The sequence below is a fragment of the Aliirhizobium cellulosilyticum genome (assembly GCF_014198105.1).
GTDB lineage: Bacteria > Pseudomonadota > Alphaproteobacteria > Rhizobiales > Rhizobiaceae > Neorhizobium > Neorhizobium cellulosilyticum.
In genome coordinates, this window is sequence record NZ_JACIGW010000001.1 from 400608 (window position 1) to 424736 (window position 24129).

At 59.2% G+C, this 24129-nt stretch carries 20 protein-coding genes; 14 read left to right on the forward strand and 6 right to left on the reverse strand.

What is annotated here, in order from left to right; all coding sequences use genetic code 11:
* Positions 1-208: 208 nt before the first annotated feature.
* Entirely contained in the window at positions 209-1102 is an 894-nt protein-coding gene (locus GGE33_RS01715; protein ID WP_183821017.1) for an aldo/keto reductase family oxidoreductase, read from the reverse strand.
* A 135-nt stretch (positions 1103-1237) separates the two neighbouring features.
* On the opposite strand from GGE33_RS01715, the gene GGE33_RS01720 reads away from it, so the two are divergent.
* The 8 genes from GGE33_RS01720 (at position 1238) to GGE33_RS01755 (ending at position 10768) form a co-directional block, all read left to right on the forward strand.
* Positions 1238-2134, forward strand: a complete 897-nt coding sequence (locus GGE33_RS01720) for a LysR family transcriptional regulator (protein WP_183821018.1) — start codon at positions 1238-1240, stop codon at positions 2132-2134.
* 140 nt (positions 2135-2274) lie between these two features.
* The gene (locus GGE33_RS01725; protein WP_183821019.1) at positions 2275-2616 is read left to right on the forward strand and encodes a DUF6665 family protein; all 342 of its coding nucleotides are present in this window, start codon (positions 2275-2277) and stop codon (positions 2614-2616) included.
* Between the two features lie 163 nt (positions 2617-2779).
* Entirely contained in the window at positions 2780-4315 is a 1536-nt protein-coding gene (locus tag GGE33_RS01730) for a sugar ABC transporter ATP-binding protein (RefSeq protein ID WP_183821020.1), read from the forward strand.
* Complete coding sequence (locus GGE33_RS01735; RefSeq protein ID WP_148143270.1) at positions 4312-5313, forward strand: ABC transporter permease; 1002 nt, start codon at positions 4312-4314, stop codon at positions 5311-5313. The genes GGE33_RS01730 and GGE33_RS01735 overlap by 4 nt, the downstream gene beginning before the upstream one ends.
* A gap of 82 nt (positions 5314-5395) precedes the next feature.
* A complete protein-coding gene (locus GGE33_RS01740) occupies positions 5396-6361 on the forward strand; it encodes a substrate-binding domain-containing protein (RefSeq protein WP_183821021.1) in 966 nt (321 codons plus the stop codon).
* 213 nt (positions 6362-6574) lie between these two features.
* A complete protein-coding gene (locus tag GGE33_RS01745; protein ID WP_183821022.1) occupies positions 6575-7627 on the forward strand; it encodes a sugar phosphate isomerase/epimerase family protein in 1053 nt (350 codons plus the stop codon).
* 201 nt (positions 7628-7828) lie between these two features.
* A complete protein-coding gene (locus GGE33_RS01750) occupies positions 7829-9001 on the forward strand; it encodes a Gfo/Idh/MocA family protein (RefSeq protein WP_183821023.1) in 1173 nt (390 codons plus the stop codon).
* Positions 9002-9172: 171 nt separating this feature from the next.
* Positions 9173-10768: an ABC-F family ATP-binding cassette domain-containing protein gene (locus GGE33_RS01755; protein WP_183821024.1), complete on the forward strand. Its 1596-nt coding sequence runs from the start codon at positions 9173-9175 to the stop codon at positions 10766-10768.
* A 27-nt stretch (positions 10769-10795) separates the two neighbouring features.
* Here the strand turns inward: GGE33_RS01755 and GGE33_RS01760 are convergent, their stop codons facing one another.
* From GGE33_RS01760 to GGE33_RS01780, 5 genes are all read right to left on the reverse strand, one after another.
* Positions 10796-11185 (reverse strand): DoxX family protein, encoded by a 390-nt coding sequence (locus tag GGE33_RS01760; protein ID WP_183821025.1) that lies wholly within the window; start codon positions 11183-11185, stop codon positions 10796-10798.
* A gap of 97 nt (positions 11186-11282) precedes the next feature.
* On the reverse strand, positions 11283-12206 hold the full coding sequence (locus GGE33_RS01765) for an HD-GYP domain-containing protein (protein WP_343062186.1): 924 nt from the start codon (positions 12204-12206) through the stop codon (positions 11283-11285).
* Between the two features lie 247 nt (positions 12207-12453).
* Entirely contained in the window at positions 12454-13773 is a 1320-nt protein-coding gene (locus tag GGE33_RS01770) for a cytochrome c (RefSeq protein ID WP_183821027.1), read from the reverse strand.
* 11 nt (positions 13774-13784) lie between these two features.
* Complete coding sequence (locus tag GGE33_RS01775) at positions 13785-15554, reverse strand: GMC family oxidoreductase (RefSeq protein WP_183821028.1); 1770 nt, start codon at positions 15552-15554, stop codon at positions 13785-13787.
* Positions 15555-15559: 5 nt separating this feature from the next.
* Entirely contained in the window at positions 15560-16261 is a 702-nt protein-coding gene (locus GGE33_RS01780) for a gluconate 2-dehydrogenase subunit 3 family protein (RefSeq protein ID WP_183821029.1), read from the reverse strand.
* Positions 16262-16713: 452 nt separating this feature from the next.
* Here GGE33_RS01780 and GGE33_RS01785 point away from each other — a divergent pair, with 452 nt between their 5' ends.
* The 6 genes from GGE33_RS01785 to GGE33_RS01810 all read left to right on the forward strand — a co-directional run bounded on the left by GGE33_RS01785 (position 16714) and on the right by GGE33_RS01810 (position 24126).
* Positions 16714-18087, forward strand: coding sequence for a GH1 family beta-glucosidase (locus GGE33_RS01785; protein WP_183821030.1), 1374 nt, complete (start codon positions 16714-16716; stop codon positions 18085-18087).
* 334 nt (positions 18088-18421) lie between these two features.
* A complete protein-coding gene (locus tag GGE33_RS01790; protein ID WP_246435790.1) occupies positions 18422-19456 on the forward strand; it encodes a methionine ABC transporter ATP-binding protein in 1035 nt (344 codons plus the stop codon).
* The gene (locus tag GGE33_RS01795) at positions 19446-20114 is read left to right on the forward strand and encodes a methionine ABC transporter permease (protein WP_148143316.1); all 669 of its coding nucleotides are present in this window, start codon (positions 19446-19448) and stop codon (positions 20112-20114) included. The genes GGE33_RS01790 and GGE33_RS01795 overlap by 11 nt, the downstream gene beginning before the upstream one ends.
* A 21-nt stretch (positions 20115-20135) precedes the next feature.
* On the forward strand, positions 20136-20915 hold the full coding sequence (locus GGE33_RS01800; RefSeq protein ID WP_183821032.1) for a MetQ/NlpA family ABC transporter substrate-binding protein: 780 nt from the start codon (positions 20136-20138) through the stop codon (positions 20913-20915).
* 86 nt (positions 20916-21001) lie between these two features.
* Positions 21002-21778 (forward strand): MetQ/NlpA family ABC transporter substrate-binding protein, encoded by a 777-nt coding sequence (locus GGE33_RS01805; RefSeq protein WP_148143321.1) that lies wholly within the window; start codon positions 21002-21004, stop codon positions 21776-21778.
* A gap of 149 nt (positions 21779-21927) precedes the next feature.
* Positions 21928-24126 carry a bifunctional diguanylate cyclase/phosphodiesterase gene (locus GGE33_RS01810; protein WP_183821033.1) on the forward strand — a complete coding sequence of 733 codons (2199 nt, stop codon included), beginning with the start codon at positions 21928-21930 and terminating at the stop codon, positions 24124-24126.
* Positions 24127-24129: the final 3 nt, after the last annotated feature.

The following is a 24129-nucleotide window of genomic DNA, read 5'->3' on the forward strand; positions in this document are numbered from 1 at the left end:
AAGCGATTACGCTTCGAGGCGGATTGCACTGACTTGCCTCATCCCTGTTCCTCGGGTTTAAACCCGAGGATTTTCACAGGGATCCAGCGCACCCAAGTCCTTGGGTGTGAGAGACTCTTAAAATGCTTCAATCACGGCGTAGACGCGCCGTGGCTGGATTCCTGTGACGAGCACAGGAATGAGGGAGGTTTTGATTACCTCCGCCTAATCAGGCAGCTTTCTTGCCGGCAATGCCATCCAGTTCGCTCAGGGCGTCTTCCGGCAGTTTCAGCTCACCCGCGGCGAGGTTTTCCTTCAGGTGGCCAATTGAGGACGTGCCGGGGATCAGGAGAATGTTCGGGGAACGCTGCAGCAGCCAGGCAAGGGCAACCTGCATCGGGGTGGCGTTCAGGCGTGCTGCAACATCCGAGAGCGTCGAGGACTGTAGCGGTGAGAAACCGCCCAGCGGGAAGAAGGGTACGTAGGCGGTGCCTTCCTTGGCCAGCTGATCGATAAACGCGTCGTCTTCGCGATGGGCGAGATTGTACTGGTTCTGGACGCAGACGATCTCGGTGATCTTGCGCGCCTCGGCGATCTGGGTGGGGGTTACGTTCGACACGCCGATATGGCGGATGAGGCCTTGACGCTGGAGATCGGCCAGAACCGTCACCTGTTCCTCGATCGATCCTTCCGCCGGGCCGTGGATGCCGTGCATCGAGCGGAAGTTGACGATGTCGATCACGTCGAGGCCGAGATTGCGGAGATTGTCGTGGACGGCGGCGGTCAGCTCTTCCTTCGACATGGCCGGCAGCCATTCGGCATTCGGGCCGCGTTTTGCCGAAACCTTGGTGACGATGGTGAGATTGTCCGGATAGGGATGCAGGGCTTCGCGGATGATCTGGTTGGTTACATGCGGGCCGTAGAAATCGCTGGTGTCGATATGGTCGACACCGGCCTCGATCGCAGCGCGCAGGACGGCGACGGCAGCTGCGCGATCCTTCGGCGGTCCGAAGACGCCCGGGCCGGCAAGCTGCATGGCACCATAACCGATGCGCTTGACCGTATGGCTGCCCATCTTGAACGTGCCGGATTTTGCAAGGTCGAATGTGCTCTGATCGGACATGGGTATGCTCCTTTTGCTGATCGCCGGTTGTTTGCGATCTTCGGTGAAATGGAAATAGCGCGAGGACGTTCCCTTTATAAGTCTGCACAATTCGGATAGTCTGTACGCTGAAACGGACAATAGAAAGAAAGCTTCATGGGCGTGGAAATCAGCGATCTGCAGGCATTCCTCACCGTGGCACGGGCCGGTGGATTTCGCGAGGGCGCACGCATCAGCGGCGGCAGCGCATCGGGATTGAGCGATGCGGTGCGGCGGCTGGAAACCCAGCTCGGCGTGCGCCTGCTCAATCGGACGACGCGCAGCGTGGCGACGACCGAGGCGGGGCAGGGGCTCATCGATCGGCTGGCGCCGGCGCTGGCGGAAATGGAAGCGGCGCTCGATGTCGTCAACGGGTTTCGCGAGCGGCCTGCGGGTGTGCTGAAGCTGAACGTGCCGGTCAGTGCGGCGCGGTTGGTGTTGCCGTCGATCGTGCCACGGTTTCTGGCGGCCTATCCGGACATTCGGCTGGAACTGATGATCGAGGATAGTTTTGTCGACGTGATTGCCGCCGGCTGCGATGCCGGTATCCGTTACGACGAGCGACTGGCGCAGGACATGATCGCGGTGCCGATAGGACCGCGTACGCAACGTTTTGCCGCGGTTGCCTCGAAGGATTATCTCGACCGGCGCGGTCGGCCCGCGCATCCGCGCGATCTGATGCAGCATTCCTGTATCCGCAACCGTTTCGCCAGCGGTTCAATGCCGGATTGGGAATTCGAGCGGGACGGCGAGACGGTACTGATCGATCCGCCTGCCGTGCTGATCGTGCAGACGGGCGGCGGCGTCGATCTTGCTGTCGATTGCGCCAAGGCGGGGGCGGGTATCGTAACTCTGTTCGAGGATTGGCTGCGCCCGCATATCGACAGCGGGGCGCTGGAGCCGGTGCTTGAGGACTGGTGGCCGGAATTTTCGGGGCCGTTTCTCTATTATCCCGGTCGCCGGTTGGTGCCGGCGCCGCTCAGGGCCTTTATCGATTTCATCAAGGCAGCTTGAGCAAGGATGGCGCGCAACTTTCGCGTTCAACTTTTTATAACGTAGAGTTGAAGTCTGGCTCGGACAGCATTTTGACATGGCGCATTATCGGGGAGCCAATTGGTCGGCTAGAACCTCCCGGCAAACATAAGGAGATCTTCATGTCAGTTCGTGCACCGCAATTCTTCGGTTCGCCATCGCTTCAGAGCGGATTGAGCGCCCTGGAATACGAGATTGCCGAGGAGCGTGCGAGCGCACTTGGACGAAACGGACGGCAGGTAGAAGCCAGCCTTGAAAAGCTTCGTAAATGGGATGCTGATTCTGCCGGCAAGGTTGAGGCAAAGCGCCTTGATCTGGTGCAGGACGCCGCCGAAGCCGTCTGGGGGCTTTTTGTCCAACGGGAATTGTGCGGTTTGAGCAATGGTCCCGATGTCGCGAAGGATTATCAGATCCCCGGCGAGGTGATGGCCAAGGTCGGGACCTTCAGACGTTCGGCATCATGACGCAGAGTTGACGTTCAATTCTGCTTTACGTACCTCATATCTTTGGATAGCCTGAAATACAGGGAGGATTTCAGGTGCACCACATCGCTTGCGAGGAGGCAGGCGTTGGGGGCGTGTCGCATGGCGGCCGTTTCACGACGCTCGTGAATTTGAGGTCGGGTGGATGACTATATCCCCCGCACCCGCTGATTCATCCATCAATCCGCCGCTGCTTGAAGCGAGCGGCCTGTCGAAGACGTTCGGGATCATCGAGGTCCTGAAGGATATTTCGCTGACCGTTCGCGCCGGCGAGGTTCACGCGATCATCGGCGAGAACGGGGCCGGCAAATCCACTTTGATGAAGATCCTTGCCGGCAATCATCAGCCGACGCGTGGCGAGATCAGGATGGACGGCGCTCCGGTGAGTTTCTCCGGTCCGGTGGATGCGGAAAACCACGGTATCGTGCTGGTGCATCAGGAGATATTGCTCGCGCCCGACCTGACGGTGGCGCAAAATATCTATCTCGGTCGTGAGCTGAGGAAGGGGCTGGTCGTCGACGATCAGGCTATGCGTTCCGGTGCACGGCAGGCGATCGTCGATCTCGGTGGCTATATCGACCCGGATACGATCGTGTCGCGGCTTTCCATCGCTCAACGCCAGCTGGTGCAGATCGCCCGCGTGCTTTTGGTCCCGCACCGGATCGTCATCTTCGACGAACCGACCGCATCACTGACGCCTCATGAAACAGAGGCCTTGCTGAAGGTCATCCGTGATATCCGCGCCAAGGGTGTCGGCGTTCTCTACATCTCGCATCGCCTGCCGGAGGTGAAGGAGATTGCCGACCGTGTTACCGTTCTGCGTGACGGGAGGCTTGTCGGTTCACATGATGCCGCGGAACTTCAGCCGGCGGACATGGCACGGCTGATGGTGGGGCGCGATGTTGCGAAGCTTTATCCCGACCGGCATGCGGCAGAGGTGCGTCAGGCGGTGCTCGAGGTCGAAGGGTTCGACGTTCCGGGTTTTGCGCGCGATGCCGGTTTCACACTTCGTAAAGGCGAGATCCTCGGTTTCGCCGGGTTGATCGGCGCTGGGCGGACGGAGCTGATGGAAGGGTTGGTCGGATTGCGCCCGGCCAAGGGCAAGGTGGTGCTGAATGAGCATACGGTCTCATTCACTGACGTGCATTCGAGCCTGAAAGCCGGCGTCGCCTATCTTTCCGAGGACCGGAAGGGCAAGGGATTGCTGCTGACCAAGGATCTTCGGGTCAACCTGACGCTTGCCTCGCTCGGAAAATTCATTCGCGGCCTGCAGATCGACAGGAAGCGTGAGGCCGAAGCGCTCGACAACGCGATCAGGGATTTCGATATCCGGACGGGGACGAAAAACATCCTTGCCGGACAGCTTTCCGGCGGCAACCAGCAAAAACTCCTGCTTGCTAAGATGATGATGCTCGACCCGCAGGTCGTCATCATCGACGAACCGACCCGCGGTATCGATATCGGCAACAAGGAACAGATCTACAAATTCATCGCGGCCTTGGCCGAAGAGGGGCGGTCGATCATCGTCGTTTCCTCCGAGATGCCCGAACTGATCGGCATCTGCGATCGCATTCTGGTGATGCGGACGGGGAGGATCGTCGGCGAGGTTCAGGGAGAGAACATGACCGAAAACGAGATCGTTGAGCTTGCCACGGGTGTGAATGCGGGAGCGGTTGCATGAGCGCGGCAACGACCGATACGGCCAAGATACCGAAGACATCACGGGATTGGGACATGGCGGCGATTGCGCCATTCGTCGCGCTCGCCCTGCTTCTGGTGCTCGGATATTTTGCTAATCCGAATTTCGTCTCCGTCGCCAACCTCACCAATGTCATCACCCGCAGCGCCTTCATTGCGATCATCGCGCTCGGTGCGACCTATGTGATCTCATCCGGCGGGCTCGACCTTTCCGTCGGGGCCATGGTCGCTTTCGTGGCGAGCCTGATGATCCTGTTCATGAATACCGGTGCGATCGGTGACCCGATGCTGATGCTGGTTGCCGCGATGCTGGTGGCGCTTGGTCTTGGAGCCGCCTGCGGGCTGGCGAACGGGCTAATCACGACCGTCGGCAAGATTGAGCCTTTCATTGCCACGCTCGGAACCATGGGCATCTATCGCGGATTGACGACCTGGCTCAGCCAGGGCGGTTCGATCACGGTGCGGGACCGCGAGCTGCAGCAGCTTTATCGTCCGGTTTATTTCGGTGATGTCTTCGGTGTTCCGATCCCGATCATCGTCATCTTCGCCACCGCAGCACTGGCCGCCTTCGTGCTTTATCGCACTCGTTACGGCCGGCACCTGATCGCCGTCGGCTCGAACGAGGAAGTGGCCCGGTATTCGGGCATATCGGTGCAGAAGGTGCGCACCATTGCCTATATCGTGCAGGGGCTTTGCGTCGCGGTTGCGGTGATCATCTATGTGCCGCGCCTCGGCTCGACTTCGGCAACGACGGGCATTCTTTGGGAACTGCAGGCAATCACGGCGGTTGTTGTTGGCGGCACGGCATTGAGGGGTGGTGTCGGGCGTATATGGGGCACGGTCTGCGGTGCCTTCATCCTCGAGATTGTCGGCAATATCATGCTGCTTTCCAACTTCGTCAGCGAATATCTGATCGGCGCAATCCAGGGGGCGATCATCATCATCGCCATGCTGGTGCAGCGGTCGCTGATGCGGAAGTGAGGAGGCATTCGCAATAGGCCGGGCCATCTGGGGTAGGTCCGGTCAGGAGGAGATCACCCCGCATAACCTTGGGAGAGAGAACATGCACAAGAGATTATTGGGCTATGCCGCAGCGGCGCTGACGGCATTTGCCGTGGCGGTGCCGGCGACGACTTTTGCCCAGGAGGCAAAGAAGGTGACGATCGGCGTTTCCATTCCAGCGGCTGACCATGGCTGGACTGCCGGCGTGGTGTTCCATGCCGAACGTGTCGCCAAGCTTCTGATGGCCGAGCACAAGGGCTTGAATGTCATCGTCAAGACCTCTGCCGACCCCGCAAGCCAGGCCAATGCGGTGCAGGATCTGGCGGTTCAGGGCATTGATGCACTGGTCATCCTGCCGACCGATCCGGATCAGCTCGTATCGGCCATCCAGCAGGTGAAGGACGACGGCAAGTTCGTGGCGCTGGTCGACCGCGCGCCTTCCGTCAACGACAACACGATCCGCGATCTCTATGTCGCCGGTAACAACCCGGCCCTTGGTGAAGTTGCCGGCCAATACATCGCCAAGACAACGCCGGAAGCCGAAGTCGTCATCATTCGCGGCCTGCCGATCCCGATCGACCAGCAGCGTCAGGACGGTTTTGACAAGGGCATCGAGGGTTCCAAGGTGAAGGTCCTCGACCGCCAGTACGGCAACTGGAGCCGCGACGACGCATTTCGCGTGATGCAGGACTATCTCACCAAATACCCGAAGATCGACGTAGTGTGGTGCCAGGATGACGACATGGCTGTCGGCGTGCTGGAAGCCATCGAGCAGGCGAAGCGTACAGACATCAAATATGTCATCGGCGGCGCCGGTTCGAAGGACATGATCAAGAAGGTCATGGATGGCGACAAGATGATGCCAGTCAACGTGCTCTATCCGCCGGCGATGGTGGCAACCGCGATGGAACTGACGGCCGGCAATTTCTATGACCAGGTGCCGGTGAGCGGCAATTACATCCTCGATGCCACGCTGATTACCAAGGACAATGCGGAGAGCTTCTACTTCCCTGACTCGCCGTTCTGATCTTTTGGGGGAGTTGCCCCTCACCCAAAGTGCAGCATGCTGCACTCCACCTCTCCCCGTAAGGACGGGGAGAGGTGACTTGCCTTACTCGGCGTTGGAGAGGGAGGCAGACATTGCGACATGTGCCCTTCTCCCCGTTTGCGGGGAGAAGGTGCCGGCAGGCGGATGAGGGGCAGTCCTTCATTCTCGCATATCATTACGGAGGAATTTTTCATGAAGACGATCAAGGGACCCGGCATCTTTCTCGGGCAGTTCGCGGGTGATTCAGCGCCGTTCAATACCTGGGACAGGATCACCAAATGGGCGGCGGACAAGGGATATATCGGCGTGCAGGTGCCGACCTGGGCGAGCCAGCTGATCGACTTGAAAAAAGCTTCGACCTCCAAGGATTATTGCGACGAACTGGCCGGCAAGGCGCGGGAAAACGGTGTCGAGATCACCGAACTCTCCACCCATCTTCAGGGCCAGCTGGTGGCCGTGCATCCGGCCTATGACGAAGTGTTCGACGGCTTTGCCGCCCCGGAAGTGCGCGGCAATCCGAAGGCGCGGCAGGAATGGGCGGTCGAACAGGTCAAGATGGCGATCACCGCCTCAAGGCATCTCGGCATCAAGGCGCATGCGACCTTTTCCGGCGCGCTTGTCTGGCCCTATCTCTATCCGTTCCCGCAGCGCCCGGCCGGGCTGGTGGAAACCGCTTTCGATGAGCTGGCGAAACGCTGGACACCGATTTTGAACCATGCCGACGAAAATGGCGTCGATGTTTGCTACGAGATCCATCCGAGCGAAGATCTGCATGACGGCATTACCTTCGAGATGTTCCTGGAACGCGTGAAAAACCATCCGCGCGCCAACATGCTCTACGACCCATCGCATTATGTGCTGCAGTGCCTCGATTATCTCGACAACATCGACATCTACAAGGACCGGATCAAGATGTTCCACGTCAAGGACGCGGAATTCAATCCGACCGGACGGCAGGGCGTTTATGGCGGTTTCCAGAGCTGGGTGAACCGCGCCGGCCGCTTCCGCTCGCCGGGTGACGGGCAGGTGGATTTTGGCGCAATCTTCTCGAAAATGGCGGCCAACGATTTCGATGGCTGGGCCGTGGTCGAGTGGGAATGCGCGCTGAAACATCCGGAAGATGGAGCGCGGGAAGGGGCCGAATTCGTCAAGGCGCATATCATCCGCGTGACCGAATACGCGTTTGACGATTTTGCCGCGGGCGGTACGGACGAGGCGGCCAACAGGCGGATGTTGGGGCTTTAGGGGCCGGTTGGCCTTCACACAGAAGTTGTGGCTTGTGGTTTGCCCCTCACCCTAACCCTCTCCCCGTCATTACGGGGAGAGGGAACGTGCCTCGATTGGGACGGAGAGATTGCGGCTTGTGTCCTTCTCCCCGCTAGCGGGGAGAAGGTGCCGGCAGGCGGATGAGGGGCAGCTCCGCAGAACATTTCAAGGAGAAATTTCATGGCAATCGAAGGAAAACAGGAAGATACGCGCGAGCCGCGGATCCGGCTCGGTATGGTGGGCGGTGGTTCGGGCGCCTTTATCGGTGCCGTGCATCGCATGGCGGCGCGGCTGGATGATCAGTTCGAGCTCGTCGCGGGAGCGTTGTCGTCGACGCCGGAAAAGGCGTTGGTCTCGGGGCGGGAACTCGGGCTCGATGCGTCGCGCACCTATGGTTCCTACAAGGACATGGCGATCCGTGAAGCGCGCTTGAAGGATGGTATCGAAGCGGTGTCGATCGTCACGCCCAATCATGTGCATTACGAGGCGGCGCGGGAATTTCTGAAACGCGGCATCCATGTGATCTGCGACAAGCCGCTGACATCCAATTTGGCAGACGCGAAAAAGCTGAAGAAGCTTGCCGACGAAAGCGATGCGCTGTTCATCCTGACGCATAACTACACCGGTTATCCGATGGTGCGGCAGGCGCGGGAGATGATCGCCAATGGAGATCTCGGCAAGCTGCGGGTCGTGCAGGTCGAATATGCGCAGGACTGGCTGACCGAGGCTGCCGAACAGACCGGTGCGAAACAGGCGGTGTGGCGCACCGATCCGGCGCAGTCGGGTGCCGGCGGCTCGACCGGCGATATCGGCACGCATGCCTATAACCTTGCATCCTTCGTTACCGGACTGACCCTGGAGAGCCTTGCGGCTGATCTCGACAGTTTCGTGCCGGGCCGGAGATTGGATGACAATGCGCATGTGATGCTGCGTTTTGCCGAAGGCGCGAAGGGCATGCTCTGGTGCAGCCAGGTGGCGCCAGGCAACGAGAATGGGCTGAAGCTGCGCGTCTATGGCGAAAAGGGTGGGCTGGAATGGGCGCAGGAGAACCCGAATTATCTCTGGTTCACGCCATTCGGTGACCAGAAACGGTTGATCACCCGCAATGGCGCGGGAGCAGGGGCCGCGGCGGGGCGCGTCTCGCGCATCCCGTCGGGTCATCCCGAAGGCTATCTGGAAGCTTTCGCAACGATCTACACGGAGGCCGCGCGTGCCATCCATGCGAAGAAGAAGGGTACGAAGCTCGACAAGGCGGTGATCTATCCGACCGTGGATGACGGTGTGAAGGGTGTCACTTTCGTTGAGGCCTGCGTTGCGTCTTCGAAACGGAACGGCGCTTGGGTCAAGCTCTGATTGTGCTCGGACTCGGATGGCAGGACTTACCGGTTCTGCCATTCGCCTTGCTTTGGTCGGTTTCAGCCGATAGATGACTGATCGTCAGCAATACCAACAGGATGTGTGCCGCAATGGATTTCATCTCGATCGCAACGCCGCTTTGCCTTGCAATCCAGGGAAATCATATCCATGCCTGCTTCCATCACACTTTCCAATCTTACGTGGTCCACGCCTGACGGCCGCAATCTTTTCTCCAATATCGATCTGAGCTTTTCGGCTGAACGCGCCGGGCTTGTCGGCCGCAATGGCGTCGGCAAAACGACTATCCTGAAGCTCATCGCCGGGCAGATTCAGCCGCAGACCGGCTCTATTTCCGTTCATGGCAGCATCGGCATGATGCGCCAGAGCGTGCAGCTCGATGATGACCAGACGATCGCGGATCTCTTCGACGCAACTGCCGATCTTGCGCTGCTGAAAAGGGCGGTTGCCGGTGACGCAACTATCGAGGAGATAGGTATCGTCGATTGGTTCGTCGAGGAACGTATTGCCTCCGCACTTTCCGGTGCCGGTCTCGATGTGAGGCCGGAGACTCATCTTTCATCCCTTTCCGGTGGGCAGCGCACTCGGGCGGGACTTGCCGCGCTTATCTTTCGTCAGCCGGATTTTCTGCTGCTGGACGAGCCGACCAACAATCTCGACAGGGACGGGCGTAATGCCGTTATCGATCTTCTGTCGCGCTGGAGGGCCGGGGCGATCGTGGTCAGCCATGACCGTGAGCTTCTCGACGGCATGGATGCGATCATCGAACTGACGACGCTTGGCGCCAGGCGGTATGGAGGCAACTGGAGCCGGTTTCGGGAGCGCAAGGCGCTGGAACTGGCGGCAGCCGAACATGATCTGGCGGATGCGGAAAAGACATTCGACGAGATCGCCCGTACTGCCCAGGTTCAGGCAGAACGAAAAGCGCGCAGCGATAGTACCGGCAAGCGCAAAGCCGACCGGGGCGATATGCCCCGTATCGTGGCGGGCGGGTTGAAGATGCAAAGCGAGGCCACCAGTGGCGAGAATGCCCGGCTGGCGATGTGGCGCAAGCAGCATGCATCCGAAGCGATCGCGGAGGCGAGGCAGAGGATCGAGATCCTGCAGCCGTTTTCGGCGCATATCGCTTCGACCGGGCTTCCCGCGGCCAAGACCGTGTTGCGGCTCGATCATGTGAGCGTCGGTTATGGCAAGGGGCCGCCCGTTCTGTCGGACATCTCTTTCGATCTGGTCGGGCCGGAGCGAGTTGCCATCGTCGGGTCCAACGGCTCCGGCAAGACGACGCTGATCCGGGCAATTACAGCGGCGATTGCGCCATCCGAGGGCACGGTGTCCATCTTCACGGATTATGCGGTGCTTGATCAGACCGTCAGCCTGCTCGATGCGGGAACGACGATCCGGGACAATTTCCGTCGTCTCAACCCGGCTGCCGATGAGAATACGTGTCGGGCAGCCTTGGCGCGCTTCATGTTCCGCGCCGATGCCGCCTTGCAGCCGGTGTCAACGCTTTCCGGCGGGCAGATTCTGAGGGCGGGGCTGGCTTGTGTGCTTGGCGGGAAAAATCCTCCGCCACTGCTCATTCTGGATGAGCCGACCAATCATCTTGATCTCGATTCGATCGCGACGGTGGAGCGCGGACTTTCGGCTTATGACGGAGCGCTTCTGGTCATCAGTCATGACGAGGTGTTTCTGGATGCGACCGGCATCACGCGCAGGCTGGAATTGCCTGCGCGGACAAAAGGCTGAGGGGGTGCCTCAGCCTTTTCGACGTTCTTACTTGCTCTGCATCTTGGCATCGACGCTGACCGGGCCAGGACCGGCGGCGAAGATATAGAGGAAGATGAAGCAGAACAGGATGGCCGCTACGCCGCCGTTTTGCGCCGGATAGATGCCGCGCGGAAAATGGCCGATGAAATAGGCGAAGGCCATCAGGCCGGAAAGCACGAAGGCTGCATAACGGGTCTTGAAGCCGATGAGTACGCAGAAGCCGAGCACCAGTTCCAGCATGCCGGCGATCCAGGACATCGAACCTACCGGCGGCACGCTCTGGGCAGCCGGGAAATGCAGGATCTTCTGGGTGCCGTAGCTGAACAGGACCAATGCCGAAATGGCACGGAGCAGGCTCAGGAAATACGGCTGGGAGCGGTCGAGGTTTTGCAACATGGGTGTTTCCATTTGATTCGAATGGAACGCTTCATCCTTCGCCAAATATTGCAGCGCAACACAACTCGGTTGAAATCGTCGTGATCAGTCGGAAATCTCAACGAAACATTGAACCCAGTCGCAGAACGAGCTTGCGGTCGAAGAGATTGGATTTGTCGTACATCCAGGTCAGGGCTTCTGTCGTTGACCAAGCCTTCTTGTAGGGGCGTACGGTAGTCAGCGCGTCGAAGACATCGCAGACGGTGCAGATGCGAACAGCGGTGCCGATCTGTTCGGCCTTCAGGCCAAGCGGATAACCGCTCCCATCCAGTGTCTCGTGATGCAGGCGGCAGACATCGAGGATGAGATCCGACACGCCGCCGAGCTTCTTCATGTGGCGATATCCGATTTCGGGATGGTTGCGGATCACACGCTTTTCGGCAGCGTTCAGTTCGCCCGGCTTATTGAGAATAGCATTGGGGATAAGCAGCTTGCCCAAATCGTGCAAAATGCCGGCTCGGCCGATCTCGTCGACCAGGGCTTCGTCGAATTCCAGCATGACCGCCATCTGCGCCATCAGGCCGGCAACGGAGACCGAATGTAGATAGGTTCCCTTGTCCTTGGTCTTCAAACGGGTGACCTGCATGAACAGATCGGGCGCGGCTTCTACTGCCCGGCGCGCCGAGGCAGCCGATTGGGCGATCTGCTCCATATCGACCCTGCCGGACACCATGCCCGTCACGCCCTGGCGCATGGTGGTCATGGCATCATCGAGCGCCTTGTCGGTCTCGGTTGCAGGTGATTTGTCGAGTGAGGCAAGTTTCGCGTAGCGCGGCGGAGCGCGTTCGAGGAGGGCCGTTGCGTCGATACGGCTTTTCTGGCGGCTTACGAGGATGTCTGTAGCAGAGGAGTGAAGGATCGCCTTCATATCATCTTCGGAGTCGAGCATGAACCGCCGCCGGGAGAACTCACTGCTCGGGCATTCGACCGATTCTATAAAAAGGCCGGGCTGGACAAGATTTTTCGGTAATCGAAGTATCACGCCACTCAATTCCTCGAATTGTGAGGATATTTGGCGCTATCGAGAATGAATAAATCACCTATTTGGGTGATGCCGCAGCTTTATTTTTGTCTGTTGGTGAAGAGTTTATTAGCGGAGGTTGCGGTTTCGTCGTGGGTGAATCCGAATCCTTCACTTCAGATGCTTTCTCTCGTCGCTGTGATGGGAAACAGTTGCCTGACGCAAGGTGAGTAGCTCCGCCACCTTAAGATGGCGGAGCCGGATGCAATCAGTGCGTTGCCGCGTCGCGAACAGCCTTGACCTCGGCCGCCGAAACGCTTGGTGCCTTATTGTGCCAGCCTTGTCGCAGGAAGGTGGCAAGCGTTGCGACCTCTTCGTCGGACAGGCGGTTGTCGTAGCCCTGCATGCGCAGCTTCATCGGGCGGTCAGCCGTTGAAGGCAATTCCGCGCCGTGAAGGATGACGCTGATCAGGCCCTTGGGCGATTTTGCCGTGACGAGTGAGTTGCCGTCCAGTTCCGGGAAGGTCTCGCCGGCGCCCTTGCCATTGACGATATGGCAGGCAGCGCAGTTGTCGAGATAGAGGCGGGGGCCGAGCGGCATGTCGGGCTTGGCGTCCGTCAGCAGCTTTTCCGTCTCGGTTACCTCAGGCTTTGCCGAAGCGGCCGAAACATTTGCCGGCGCGGTCCCGATCTTCTTGAGATAGGTGGCGATCGCCATGTTGTCCTCATGCGTGAGGTACTGGAGCGAGTCGCGCACGACCAGCATCATTTCGCCGGTTGCCGAGGAATGGGCGTTGCGGGCAGTCGCGAGATAGGCAGCGGTCTGCTCGGTGGTCCATTTCTGCGGGCCGCTGTCCGGACCGCGAAGGTCAGGTGCGGTGTAACCGTCGATCTCGCCACCGGAGAGGAAGGCCTTCGACGTGTCGTCGATACCATCCTGCGCCATGAACAGGTTGCGCGGGCTGTGGCAGGCGGCGCAGTGGCCAGCACCTTCCACGAGATATTTTCCGCGGTTGAACTGCTCGTCCGCGCCCTGAACCGGCTTGAAACCGGCCGGATAGCTGGCAGCGAGCCAGTTCCAGGCTCGCAGGCCGAAGCGCATGTTGAACGGGAAGGCGAGCTTGGTTTCCTCGACCTTGCTGGAGACCGGTTCGACCTGATGCATGAAGTAGTCGTAGAGGGCGACAATGTCCTCTTCCGACATCTTGCGATAGTTTTCATACGGCATGGCCGGGTAGAGGTGCGTACCGTTCGGGGTCACGCCATCGTAAAGGGCCGCGCGGAAATCCGCGAGCGACCAGTTGCCGATGCCGGTTTCCTTGTCAGGCGTGATGTTGGTGGTCCAGATCGTGCCCATCGGGCTTTCGATGGCGCGGCCACCGGCGAAGGGCTTGCCACCCTCCGACGTGTGACAGGCCATGCAGTCGCCTGCGCGCATGACATATTCACCCTGGCCTTTGGCCGGCTTGAAGTCTGCAGCGAGCTGGGTGACCGTGCCGGTACGCTGCACCGGCACGAAGATGAAGGCGAGAAGGGCAGCAACACCCAGAACGACGAGGACGCCGAGAACGCGAATGAGTTTTTTCATTGTTTCTCTCCTCACACCAGCGGACGCGGGTTCGGCAGGTAATCCTTGCGGATATGTTCTGCCGCCCAATAGGCGAGGCCACCGACCATGCCGGTCGGGTTGTACTGCGTGTTCTGCGGGAAGGTGTTGGCACCCATGACGAACAGGTTATGGCAATCCCAGGACTGCAGGTAGCGGTTCAGAACCGAGGTCTTCGGATCGTCGCCGGTGACAGTGCCGCCGGTATTGTGCGTGGTCTGGTAAGGACGGACGTCGAACATGGCGCCTTCCTTCTTGAAACCTTCCTGCAACGTCGTCGGGTTCATCGACTTGGCGACCGGTTCCATCTTCTGCTTCATGAACTGCGTCTGGCGGATTTCATTCGGATGCCAGTTATAGGTCATGCGCAGCATCGGACGGCCGTGGCGGTCCTTGTAGGTCGGGTCGAGGTCGAGATAGTGGCCACGATAGGACATGACGGAGCCGTGGGCGCCGATGTTCATCGCATGGCCGTACCATTCGCCGATGCCCTTCTTCCAGCCTGCGCCCCAGCTCGGAGTGCCTGCCGGCAGCGGCATCGTGTGGCCGGGCTGACCGTTGGTCTGGCCTGCGCGCCAATAGGCGCCGCCGACAAAACCTTCCTTGGCGAAGTCGATATTGTCGATACCGAAATCGTCGATGCAGAAACCGTTGGCACCGGTGCCGATGAATGGGTTGAAGTTCTCGTCCTTGAAGAACAGCGTGTAACCGCCGGTGATCTGGTAGGCGTAGTTACGGCCGACGACACCTTCATTGGTGTTGGGGTCGTAAGGCTGGCCGATCCCCGATACGAGCATCAGGTGGACGTTGTTCAGAGCAAACGCGGTCAGGATGACCAGATCGGCCGGCTGGAAAACTTCCTCGCCGGTCTTGTGGTCGAAATAGGTGACGCCGGTGACGGTCTTGCCGTCGGCGGCCTTCTCGACACGCAGAACTTCCGAATTGACGCGGTATTCAAAATTCTTCTTGCGCTTCAGGGCATCGATGATTGCCGTCTGCGGGGAAGATTTCGAATAGTTGTAGCAGCCGTAACGTTCGCAGAAACCACAATGGTTACACGGGCCCATCTGCATGTTGTATTCGTTCTTGTAGTCCTTGGAGGCAATGCCGCCCGGCGACGGGAACGGATGGTAACCGGCAGCCTTGGCAGCGTCGCGGAATTTGACGCCATCCCAGGTCGAAGGCATGGCCGGCATCGGGTATTCGTCGGAGCGCGGTGCCTCGAACGGGTTGCCGCCCTCGACGATCTTGCCGTTGATATTGCCGGCCGTGCCGGAAATGCCGGCGACCTTCTCGAAGCGGTCGAAATGCGGCTCCAGTTCCTCATAGGTCATTGGATAGTCCTGGATCGTCATGTCTTCCGTCATGACGTCTGCGCCGAATTTTTCGGTCACATAGGACTTGAGGCGATATTCCGACTGCATCGGACGCCAGTTGAGGCCGTTCCAGTGGGTGCCTGCACCACCGACGCCGGTGCCGAGCAGGAAAGTGCCGAGGCTGCGGTAAGGCAGAGCCTCCTCATCCAGCGAACGGCGGATGGTGACCGTGGTGTTGGCAGGCTTTTCCATCATGCCGTAACGGATGCCGTATTTCAGCTCGTCGATCATGTTCGGATACTGGAAGTCCGGAACGGTCGCCTGATCGTGGCCGCGTTCCAGCGCCAGAACCTCGAGGCCTTCATTGGCAAGCTCGATGCCCATGATCGCGCCTGTCCAGCCGAAGCCGACGAGAACGACGTCTTTTTTCTTTTCTGTCCGTGCCATGGTGCTTAACCCCTTTCGCCGGAAATGGAGACGGGGCCGAGCGGATATTTCACGTTATGCTTGCCGACCCATTCCTTGTAGGAGCCGCGGGCACCCGGGAAGCCGATATATTTCCACGCCGCCATGCCATGGTTGCCGCCGTACATCGGGTCGGAGAAATAACCTTCCTTGGTGTTGGCAAGCAGGATGCCGAAAAATTCGCGCAGTTCCGGCTTGATCTTCATCTCGTCCTTCTGGAGCGAGGTGAGAGCCTTGTCCTGGGTTTCCGCATCCAGTTCGGCAAAAATCTTGCCGTGGGTGGTCTTGCACCACTCGTCGAAGAGCGGGATTGCCTGCTGGTAGATTTCCAGCGGGCTGAGAGGCGTCTGCCAGCCACGCAGCGGGCTTGCCGCCGGCTCGTAAGGGCCGACCATGTACCAATCGGAAGCCTTGCCGTAATCGCCGGCGAGCTGCTTGTCGATGAAGACGGGAACGCGTGTTTCGATCGCGCCGGGGCCATCGCCGTCCGACGGGATAAGTCTTGCTACCGCTGCCATGACGAAAACCCACTCACTGGGCTTGAGACAGTCCGGTTGGTATTCTGTGAGGGCGACGGGTTCTGGTTTCTGTTCGGCCTTGGCCGGAACGGCGATACCGGCAATAGCGGCAGTCGCCGCCGAGGCTTTCAGGAAACCTCGACGGGACGGCAGGCCCGGAATATCTCTCATTGTTCACTCCTTCGTGGCTGAGGGGGACAGCCATTGAAATTCATGTGAGGCCTCCGAGACGGGAGAGCGTCACTATGACACCCGCGCTCTATCGTCGCAGGATTGGAGGTTCAAGGATCGAAAGGCTAAACTTTGCCCGATTTTCGCCTGAATTGAGAATGTTTTTCTATGTATGAATATTAATCGCTAAAATTGCATGTATTATTGATTGTATTTTGGAATTTTCCACCCATTTTGACGGCTAAATATCTATTTTTGCGTGTGTGTTGATAAGCATCTGCGAGTCTTTGGAGGCGGAGGTGAGCTACCTGCAGCTGTCCGTGCGGGTCTCCTTGCGCGGCATCGTTGCCCCTGCAAAGCGCCGCAATATCTGTTATGGAGGTCGGCATCATCAGGACGCGAGTTCTGATTTCCGTTGCCCGATGCGCCATCATAAAGAGGACAGCCTGCTCATGACCGATCCGAAGATTTTCGCGGCGCGTTTCCCCGGTGACTTTCTCTTCGGAGTGGCAACTGCCGCCTTCCAGATCGAAGGTGCGACCAAGGTCGACGGGCGCAAGCCGTCGATCTGGGATGCTTTCTCCAACATGCCGGGGCGGGTGTTCAACCGCGACAACGGAGATGTCGCCTGTAACCACTACAATCGCCTGGAAGAAGATCTTGATCTGATCAAGGAAATGGGCGTTGAGGCCTATCGGTTCTCTATTGCCTGGCCGCGCATCATTCCGGAAGGCACCGGCCGCATTAACGAAAAGGGTCTGGATTTCTATGATCGGCTGGTCGATGGCTGCAAGGCGCGCGGTATCGAGACCTATGCGACGCTGTATCACTGGGATCTGCCGCTTTCACTGATGGGAGATGGGGGCTGGACGGCACGTACCACCGCTTACGCTTTCCAGCGTTACGCTAAGGTCGTCATGGCCCGGCTTGGTGACCGGCTGGACGCTGTCGCGACGTTCAACGAGCCGTGGTGCTCCGTATGGCTTTCGCATCTTTACGGCGTGCACGCGCCGGGCGAGCGCAACATGGAGGCGGCACTGGCCGCCATGCACACGACCAATCTTGCACATGGTCTTGCCGTCGAAGCGATCCGGCATGTGACGCCGAACGTGCCGGTCGGGCTGGTGCTCAACGCCCATTCCGTCATTCCCGGTTCCGAAACCCCCGAGGACAAGGCTGCGGCCGAGCGGGCCTTTGATTTCCATAACGGGGCCTTTTTCGGCCCGGTGTTCAAGGGGGAATATCCCGCATCCCTCATCGAGGCGCTCGGCAGCCAGATGCCGAAAATCGAGGATGGCGATCTTTCGATCATCAGCCAGAAACTCGACTGGTGGGGGCTCAACTATTACACACCGATGCGTGTGACCAACAATTCCGCGGAGGAGGCGATCTACCCCGCCACGCAGGGAGCACCCTTCGTCAGCCAGAAGGTGACGGATATCGGCTGGGAAATCTACGCGCCGGCGATGAAGTCGCTGGTGGAGGATCTTTACCGTCGTTACGAGCTGCCCGATTGCTACGTGACCGAAAACGGTGCCGCATACAATATGGGACCGCAGAATGGCGAGATCGATGACCAGCCGCGACTGGATTATTATGTCGAACATCTCTCGGCCGTGGCGGATCTCGTTTCGGACGGTTATCCGGTGAAGGGTTATTTCGCCTGGAGCCTGATGGACAATTTCGAATGGGCTGAAGGTTACCGCATGCGCTTCGGCCTCGTTTACGTCGATTACGAGACCCAGGAACGGACGATCAAAACGAGCGGAAAATGGTATCGCGAACTGGCGTCGCAATTTCCCGGCGGAAATCATCGGGTGGCTTGATAAAAGCCAGACGTAATAGGGGCTTAGGAAGAGTTTTTCGCTCGCTCGCCAATAATTGAAATTCCATCCCTAGGAATTAGGGTAGGGCCGGGGCATTGATCTGCCACCAACAAGGCTGCTAGGCCTTTTCCAAGAGAAAGCCGATCGAAATGCTCCGGAAAGTCACCTGTCATCGAATGTGCCGTCTGGGCGCGTGATCGAGCGGTATTCTCGCCGCCAAGAATGACCTGACTTAACTCGTGAGTTTCAAATGACCATCCAACATGCCGCGACAACTGTCGCGCCGTCCGTCCGAGCGGAGGGAATAGACCAGGGGGCGTCTTCCGGCACTCCCATGGTTTCCTTCAAGGGCGTTACGAAGCGCTTCGGCGGTACGGGCGGCCAGCCCGCTTTCACGGCCCTTGACGGGATCGATTTCACCGTTGCACACGGCGCGATCACCGGCATTATCGGCCGCTCGGGCGCCGGCAAGTCGACGCTTATTCGTCTTGTCAACGGGCTTGAAAAGCCGACGTCCGGCAAGGTCATCGTTGATGGTACGGAAGTCGGCGGTCTGCCGGAATCAGGCCTGCGGGATCTGCGCCGCCAGATCGGCATGATCTTCCAGCACTTCAATCTTCTGTCGTCGCGCACGGCCTATGACAATGTCGCGCTGCCGCTGGAAATTGCCGGCGTCGATGCCAGGACGATCAAGGCCAAGGTCGGGCCGCTGCTCGATCTCGTCGGTCTCGGCGACAAGGCCCGCAGCTATCCTTCCGAACTCTCGGGCGGCCAGAAGCAGCGTGTAGGCATCGCCCGCGCGCTGGCGACCGATCCGAAGCTTCTGCTTTCTGACGAAGCCACTTCGGCACTCGACCCGGAAACGACCCAGTCGATCCTCGAGCTTCTGAAGCGCATCAATGCCGAGCTTGGCCTGACCGTGCTTCTCATCACCCACGAGATGGAAGTGGTGAAGACGATCGCGACCGATGTTGCGGTGATCGACAAGGGCCTGATCGTCGAATCGGGCCGGGTCTTCGATGTCTATGCCAGCCCGAAACATGATACGACACGGACGCTGCTTGCATCATCGCTGGCGCTGCCTGAATGGCTGCGGACAGGTATCAAGCATTCGCCTTCGGCCGGAGACCGGGCGCTGGTGCGACTTGTCTTCTTCGGAGAGACCGCTTTCCAGCCACTGACTGGCCGGCTCGTTGCCGAGCTTGGTTCGGACGTCAATATTCTTGCCGGCGGGATCGAGGAAATCGGCGGCAAGCCGTTCGGCTCACTGGTCGTCTCCTATTCCGCTGATCCTGCGGTTATCGAGCGGGCCAATCGCTTCTATGCCGAAACCGGCCTTTCCACGGAGGTGCTCGGCTATGTCTCCTGATATGCTTCTCAACCTGTTGCTCAAGGCGCTTGGCCAGACCCTGCAGATGGTTGCCGCGGCCGGCGTGATCGGTTCGCTGATCGGGCTGCCGATCGGCATCTTCCTTGCTACCAGCGGCAGGGGCGAGCTGTTTCCTGCTCCGGCGATCAACCGGATCGTTGGCCTGATCATCAATGCTGCGCGCTCCACGCCCTTCATCATTCTCGTCGTGGCGATCATTCCGTTTACGCGGCTGATTACAGGTACGTCGATCGGTACCTATGCGGCGATCGTGCCGCTGACGATCGCGACCATTCCCTTCTTCGCGCGCCTGGTCGAAGCTGCGATCCGCGAGATCGACAAGGGGCTTATCGAGGCTGCCCGTGCCATGGGCGCGACGCCGACGCAGATCGTCTTCAAGGTGCTTCTGGCGGAAGCCCGACCTTCGCTGATGGCGGCGCTCACCATGACCCTGGTCAGCCTGATCGGTTATTCGGCAATGGTCGGTGCCGTTGGTGGCGGCGGTCTCGGCGACCTTGGTATTCGCTACGGCTACCAGCGCTTCATGCCGGAAATGATGCTCGCCGTTGTCGTCGTGCTGATCGTACTCGTCCAGCTCGTCCAGAGCGCCGGCGATGCGCTGGCCCGTCGTTTCGATAAACGTAACCGCAAGAACTGAGTGTTTCAGAGGGACAAGATAATGAAGAAACTGATTGTTGCGGCCACTCTTGCCGCTCTCTTCTCCACCGGTGCGGCGCTTGCCGAAACCAAGAAGGTCGGCGTGACGCCCGGTCCGCATGCGCAGATCGTCGAGAAGGTGAAGGAAGTCGCCGCCAAGAAGGGACTTGAACTCGATGTCGTTGAGTTCTCCGATTATGTCGTGCCGAACCAGGCGCTGTCGGATGGCGATATCGACATCAACTCGTTCCAGCACCAGCCTTATCTGGACAACCAGGTGAAGGAGCGGAAGCTCGATCTCGTGAGCGTGGCGAAGTCGGTCAACTTCCCGATGGCCGGTTACTCGAAGAAGATCAAGGCTCTGTCCGAGCTGAAGGACGGCGCATCGGTTGCCATCCCGAACGACCCGAGCAACGGTGCGCGCGCGCTTCTGCTGCTGGCCGACCAGAAGCTGATCACGCTCAAGGACGGTATCGGCGTGAAGGCCTCGGTTGCTGACATTAGCGAGAACCCGAAGAAGCTCAACATCGTCGAACTGGATGCCGCCCAGCTGCCGCGCTCGCTCGATGACGTCGATCTCGCCGCCATCACCACCAATTACGCGCTTGCCGCCGGCCTCAACCCGAAGACGGACGGGATTTTCCAGGAAAGCACCAAGGCGCCTTATGTCGGCGTCATCGCCGTTCGCGCCAAGGACAAGGATGCCGACTGGGTGAAGACCTTCGTCGAGAGCTATCACAGCGCGGAAGTGTCGGCCTTCATCGAAGAGAAGTTCAAGGGCGCGATCACGCCGACCTGGTAAGCACCAACGAATTGCGTTTCCGGCCACCTCCCAAGATACGAGGCCGGGAACGCCATAAACCCAATAAAATCGTGAGGAAACATCCAATGAAGAAGCTCGTACTCGCTGCCGCATTTGCGCTTGCTGCCGCAAGCTCCGCACTTGCCGAAGACATCAAGGTCGGCGTCACGCCGGGTGAACACGCCAATATCATGGAAAAGGTTGCCGCCGTCGCCAAGACCAAGGGCCTCAACATCGATATCATCGAGTTCTCCGACTATGTCGTGCCGAACCAGGCGCTGAACGACGGCGACATCCAGGCCAACTCGTTCCAACACCAGCCCTATCTCGACAACCAGATCGCCGACCGCAAGTTCGATCTCGTTGCCATCGGCAAGACGATCACCACCCCGATGGGCGTCTATTCCAAGAAGGTGAAGAGCCTTGACGAGCTGAAGGACGGCGACACCGTCGCCATCCCGAACGACCCAACCAATGGCGGCCGCGCGCTGCTGGTTCTGGCTTCGAAGGGCCTGATCAAGTTCAAGCCGGATGCCGGCATCAAGGTCACGCCTTCGGACATTATCGAGAACCCGAAGAAGATCGAATTCTCCGAATTGGACGCTGCCCAGCTGCCGCGTTCGCTCGATGACGTCGATGCTGCCGTCATCAACACGAACTACGCCATGGAAGCCGGCCTGAACCCGAAGAAGGATGCGATCGCCATCGAAGGCGAAAAGTCGCCCTACGCCAACATCATCGTAGTACGCTCCGCCGACAAGGACGCTCCCTGGGCCAAGACGCTGGTCGAAGCCTATCACGACGAAAGCATCCGCAAGTTCATCAACGATGAATACAAGGGTGCGCTGATCCCGTCCTGGTAATCTGCTGCGAAGCAAAATATTGATCTGTTACAGCCCCTTACGCGAGAGAACGCGTAAGGGGCTTCTTTTTGATGTGGTATCTTCCACTTCAATCTTAACTGTATCTGAAGGAATACTCGCGATAAACTTCTGGTTTAGAGAGGGGTTCTATGGGGCTGTTATCATTCCGTTTCCGACGCCCCGTGAACGTTGGGCGCAAGTCCGCCGTGACTTCGATGCTCGGCGCCTTCGCCCTTGTCGTTTTTCTCGTCACCGTTTTCATTCTCACAGCTGTCAACCGGATCACCGACCACACCAACAATCTCGATGAGCAGCGGTCGCGTGCGACCACCAGCGGTGCCGTTCGGACCTTTCAGGATCAGCTTCACGCGACGCTGAACGACTATGCCGCCTGGGACGATGCAGCGAATTTCGTTTATGCGCCGGACGGGCAGGACTGGATCATCAGCAATTTCGGCGACATGACCGTCAACAGCGATCTTTTCGACGTTGCGATGCTGCTGGACACCCATCGCAATGTTCTGATGGCCTATCAGGACGGTCATCCGGTCGATTGGGCGCCCGGCGACTATTTCGATTCATCGCTCTGGACACTTTTCGACAAGGCGCAGTCGGCCGGCCCGGAGAGCGTGCCGGAGGCGATCGGATTTATCGCTACCAGCAAGGGTGTTTCGGCGATCGGTGTAGCTCTTATCCGCGAGAAGTCGGGTGCTATCGACGTGTCTCCGGAAAACCGGCGCTATCTGGTTTTCGCACGCCATCTGAATGACGAGAAGGTTGCGGCACTCGGGGAGACTTATGTCATCGGCGGGTTGCATTTCGTCGGTGCAGATGAGGCGCTGCCCAATGCAGTCGAGATTCGCAACGTGCATGGTCGGCTTCTGGCAAAGCTTGGCTGGACGCCGCGCAAGCCGGGGGACATCAGCTATCTTCAGGTCCGCTCACTGGTTTACAGCGCAGTGGCCATGGTCGGGCTTTTCTTCCTGCTTCTGCTGGTTGCCGGAACGAATACTCTCAATCGACTGAAAGCCGATGAGGCCTCGGCGCGCCGTCTTGCGATGACCGACAGGCTGAGCGGTCTGCTCAACCGTACGGGGTTCTTCATGGCTCTCGATGACATGGTGGAGGAAGGCGCGCGCAGCGGGCAGAGCGTGACTATGCTTTATCTCGATCTCGACGGGTTCAAGGAAGTCAACGATGCCTATGGGCATGGTACCGGCGACACGCTGATCCGCAGCGTCGCGGCAGGGTTGAGGATCCTCGTGGGCGACGGGGCAGTGCTTGCCCGGGTCGGCGGAGACGAGTTTGCCATTGCAGTTCTCTCGGACGATCCGGGCCGCGAAACGGCGATGCTATGCGAGCGCATTCTCGGCTTTTTCGAGGAGCCCTTTACCATCGGTGAGCGGGTGGCCGTGATCGGGACGAGCATCGGCATCGCGATATCCGAGCGCGGCAGCGTTAATGGTGGAGAACTGGTCCGGCGCGCGGACATGGCGATGTATCGGGCCAAGGACAGCGGGCGCAGCCGCTTTGAGTATTACACGCCGGACATGGATGCCGAGCGGGAGGAGCGCCACAGGCTCGAAATTGACCTCAGGATCGCCATCGAACGGCAGGAGCTGACCGTTGTCTATCAGCCGGTGGTCTCGGCTCAGGATGGCAGGATCGTAGGGGTGGAGGCGCTGGCCCGCTGGAACCGTAGGGGCTATGGCGCGGTCTCCCCGGATGTCTTCATTCCGATTGCCGAAACCTCTGGCCTGATCGATCAGCTCGGTCTCTTTGTGTTGCATCGTGCCTGCGAGACGGTGAAACGCTGGCCAGGCTTCAAGCTGTCGGTCAACATCTCTCCGGGGCAATTCCGCGACCCTGCGTTTCCGCAGAACGTTGCCTACGTACTTCGCCAGACCAAAGCCAGCCCCGCAGACATCACGTTGGAAATGACCGAAGGCTATTTCATCCAGAATGCCGACCGGGCGAAAACCTCGATGGCCGGGCTGCGGCGACTGGGCGTTCATATCGCACTCGACGATTTCGGCGCCGGCTTCTCGAGTGTCGGTTATCTTCGCCAGTTCGGTTTCGACCGCATGAAGATCGACAAATCGCTGATCCATGCGCTCGATCAGGAACGGAGCGCGGTCGACCTTCTGCATGCGACGGTAGCGCTTGCGCGCTCGCTGGATATCCCAGTCACCGCCGAAGGTGTTGAGACGGATGCCCAGGTGTTGCAATTGCGGCTGACGGGCTGTGACCAGTTGCAGGGCTACCTGTTCGGTCAACCGATGTCGGCTGACGATATTGACAGCGTTTTCCGGCGCGATGAGCGCAGAGCGATATTTTCGCTGAGGTGAGGT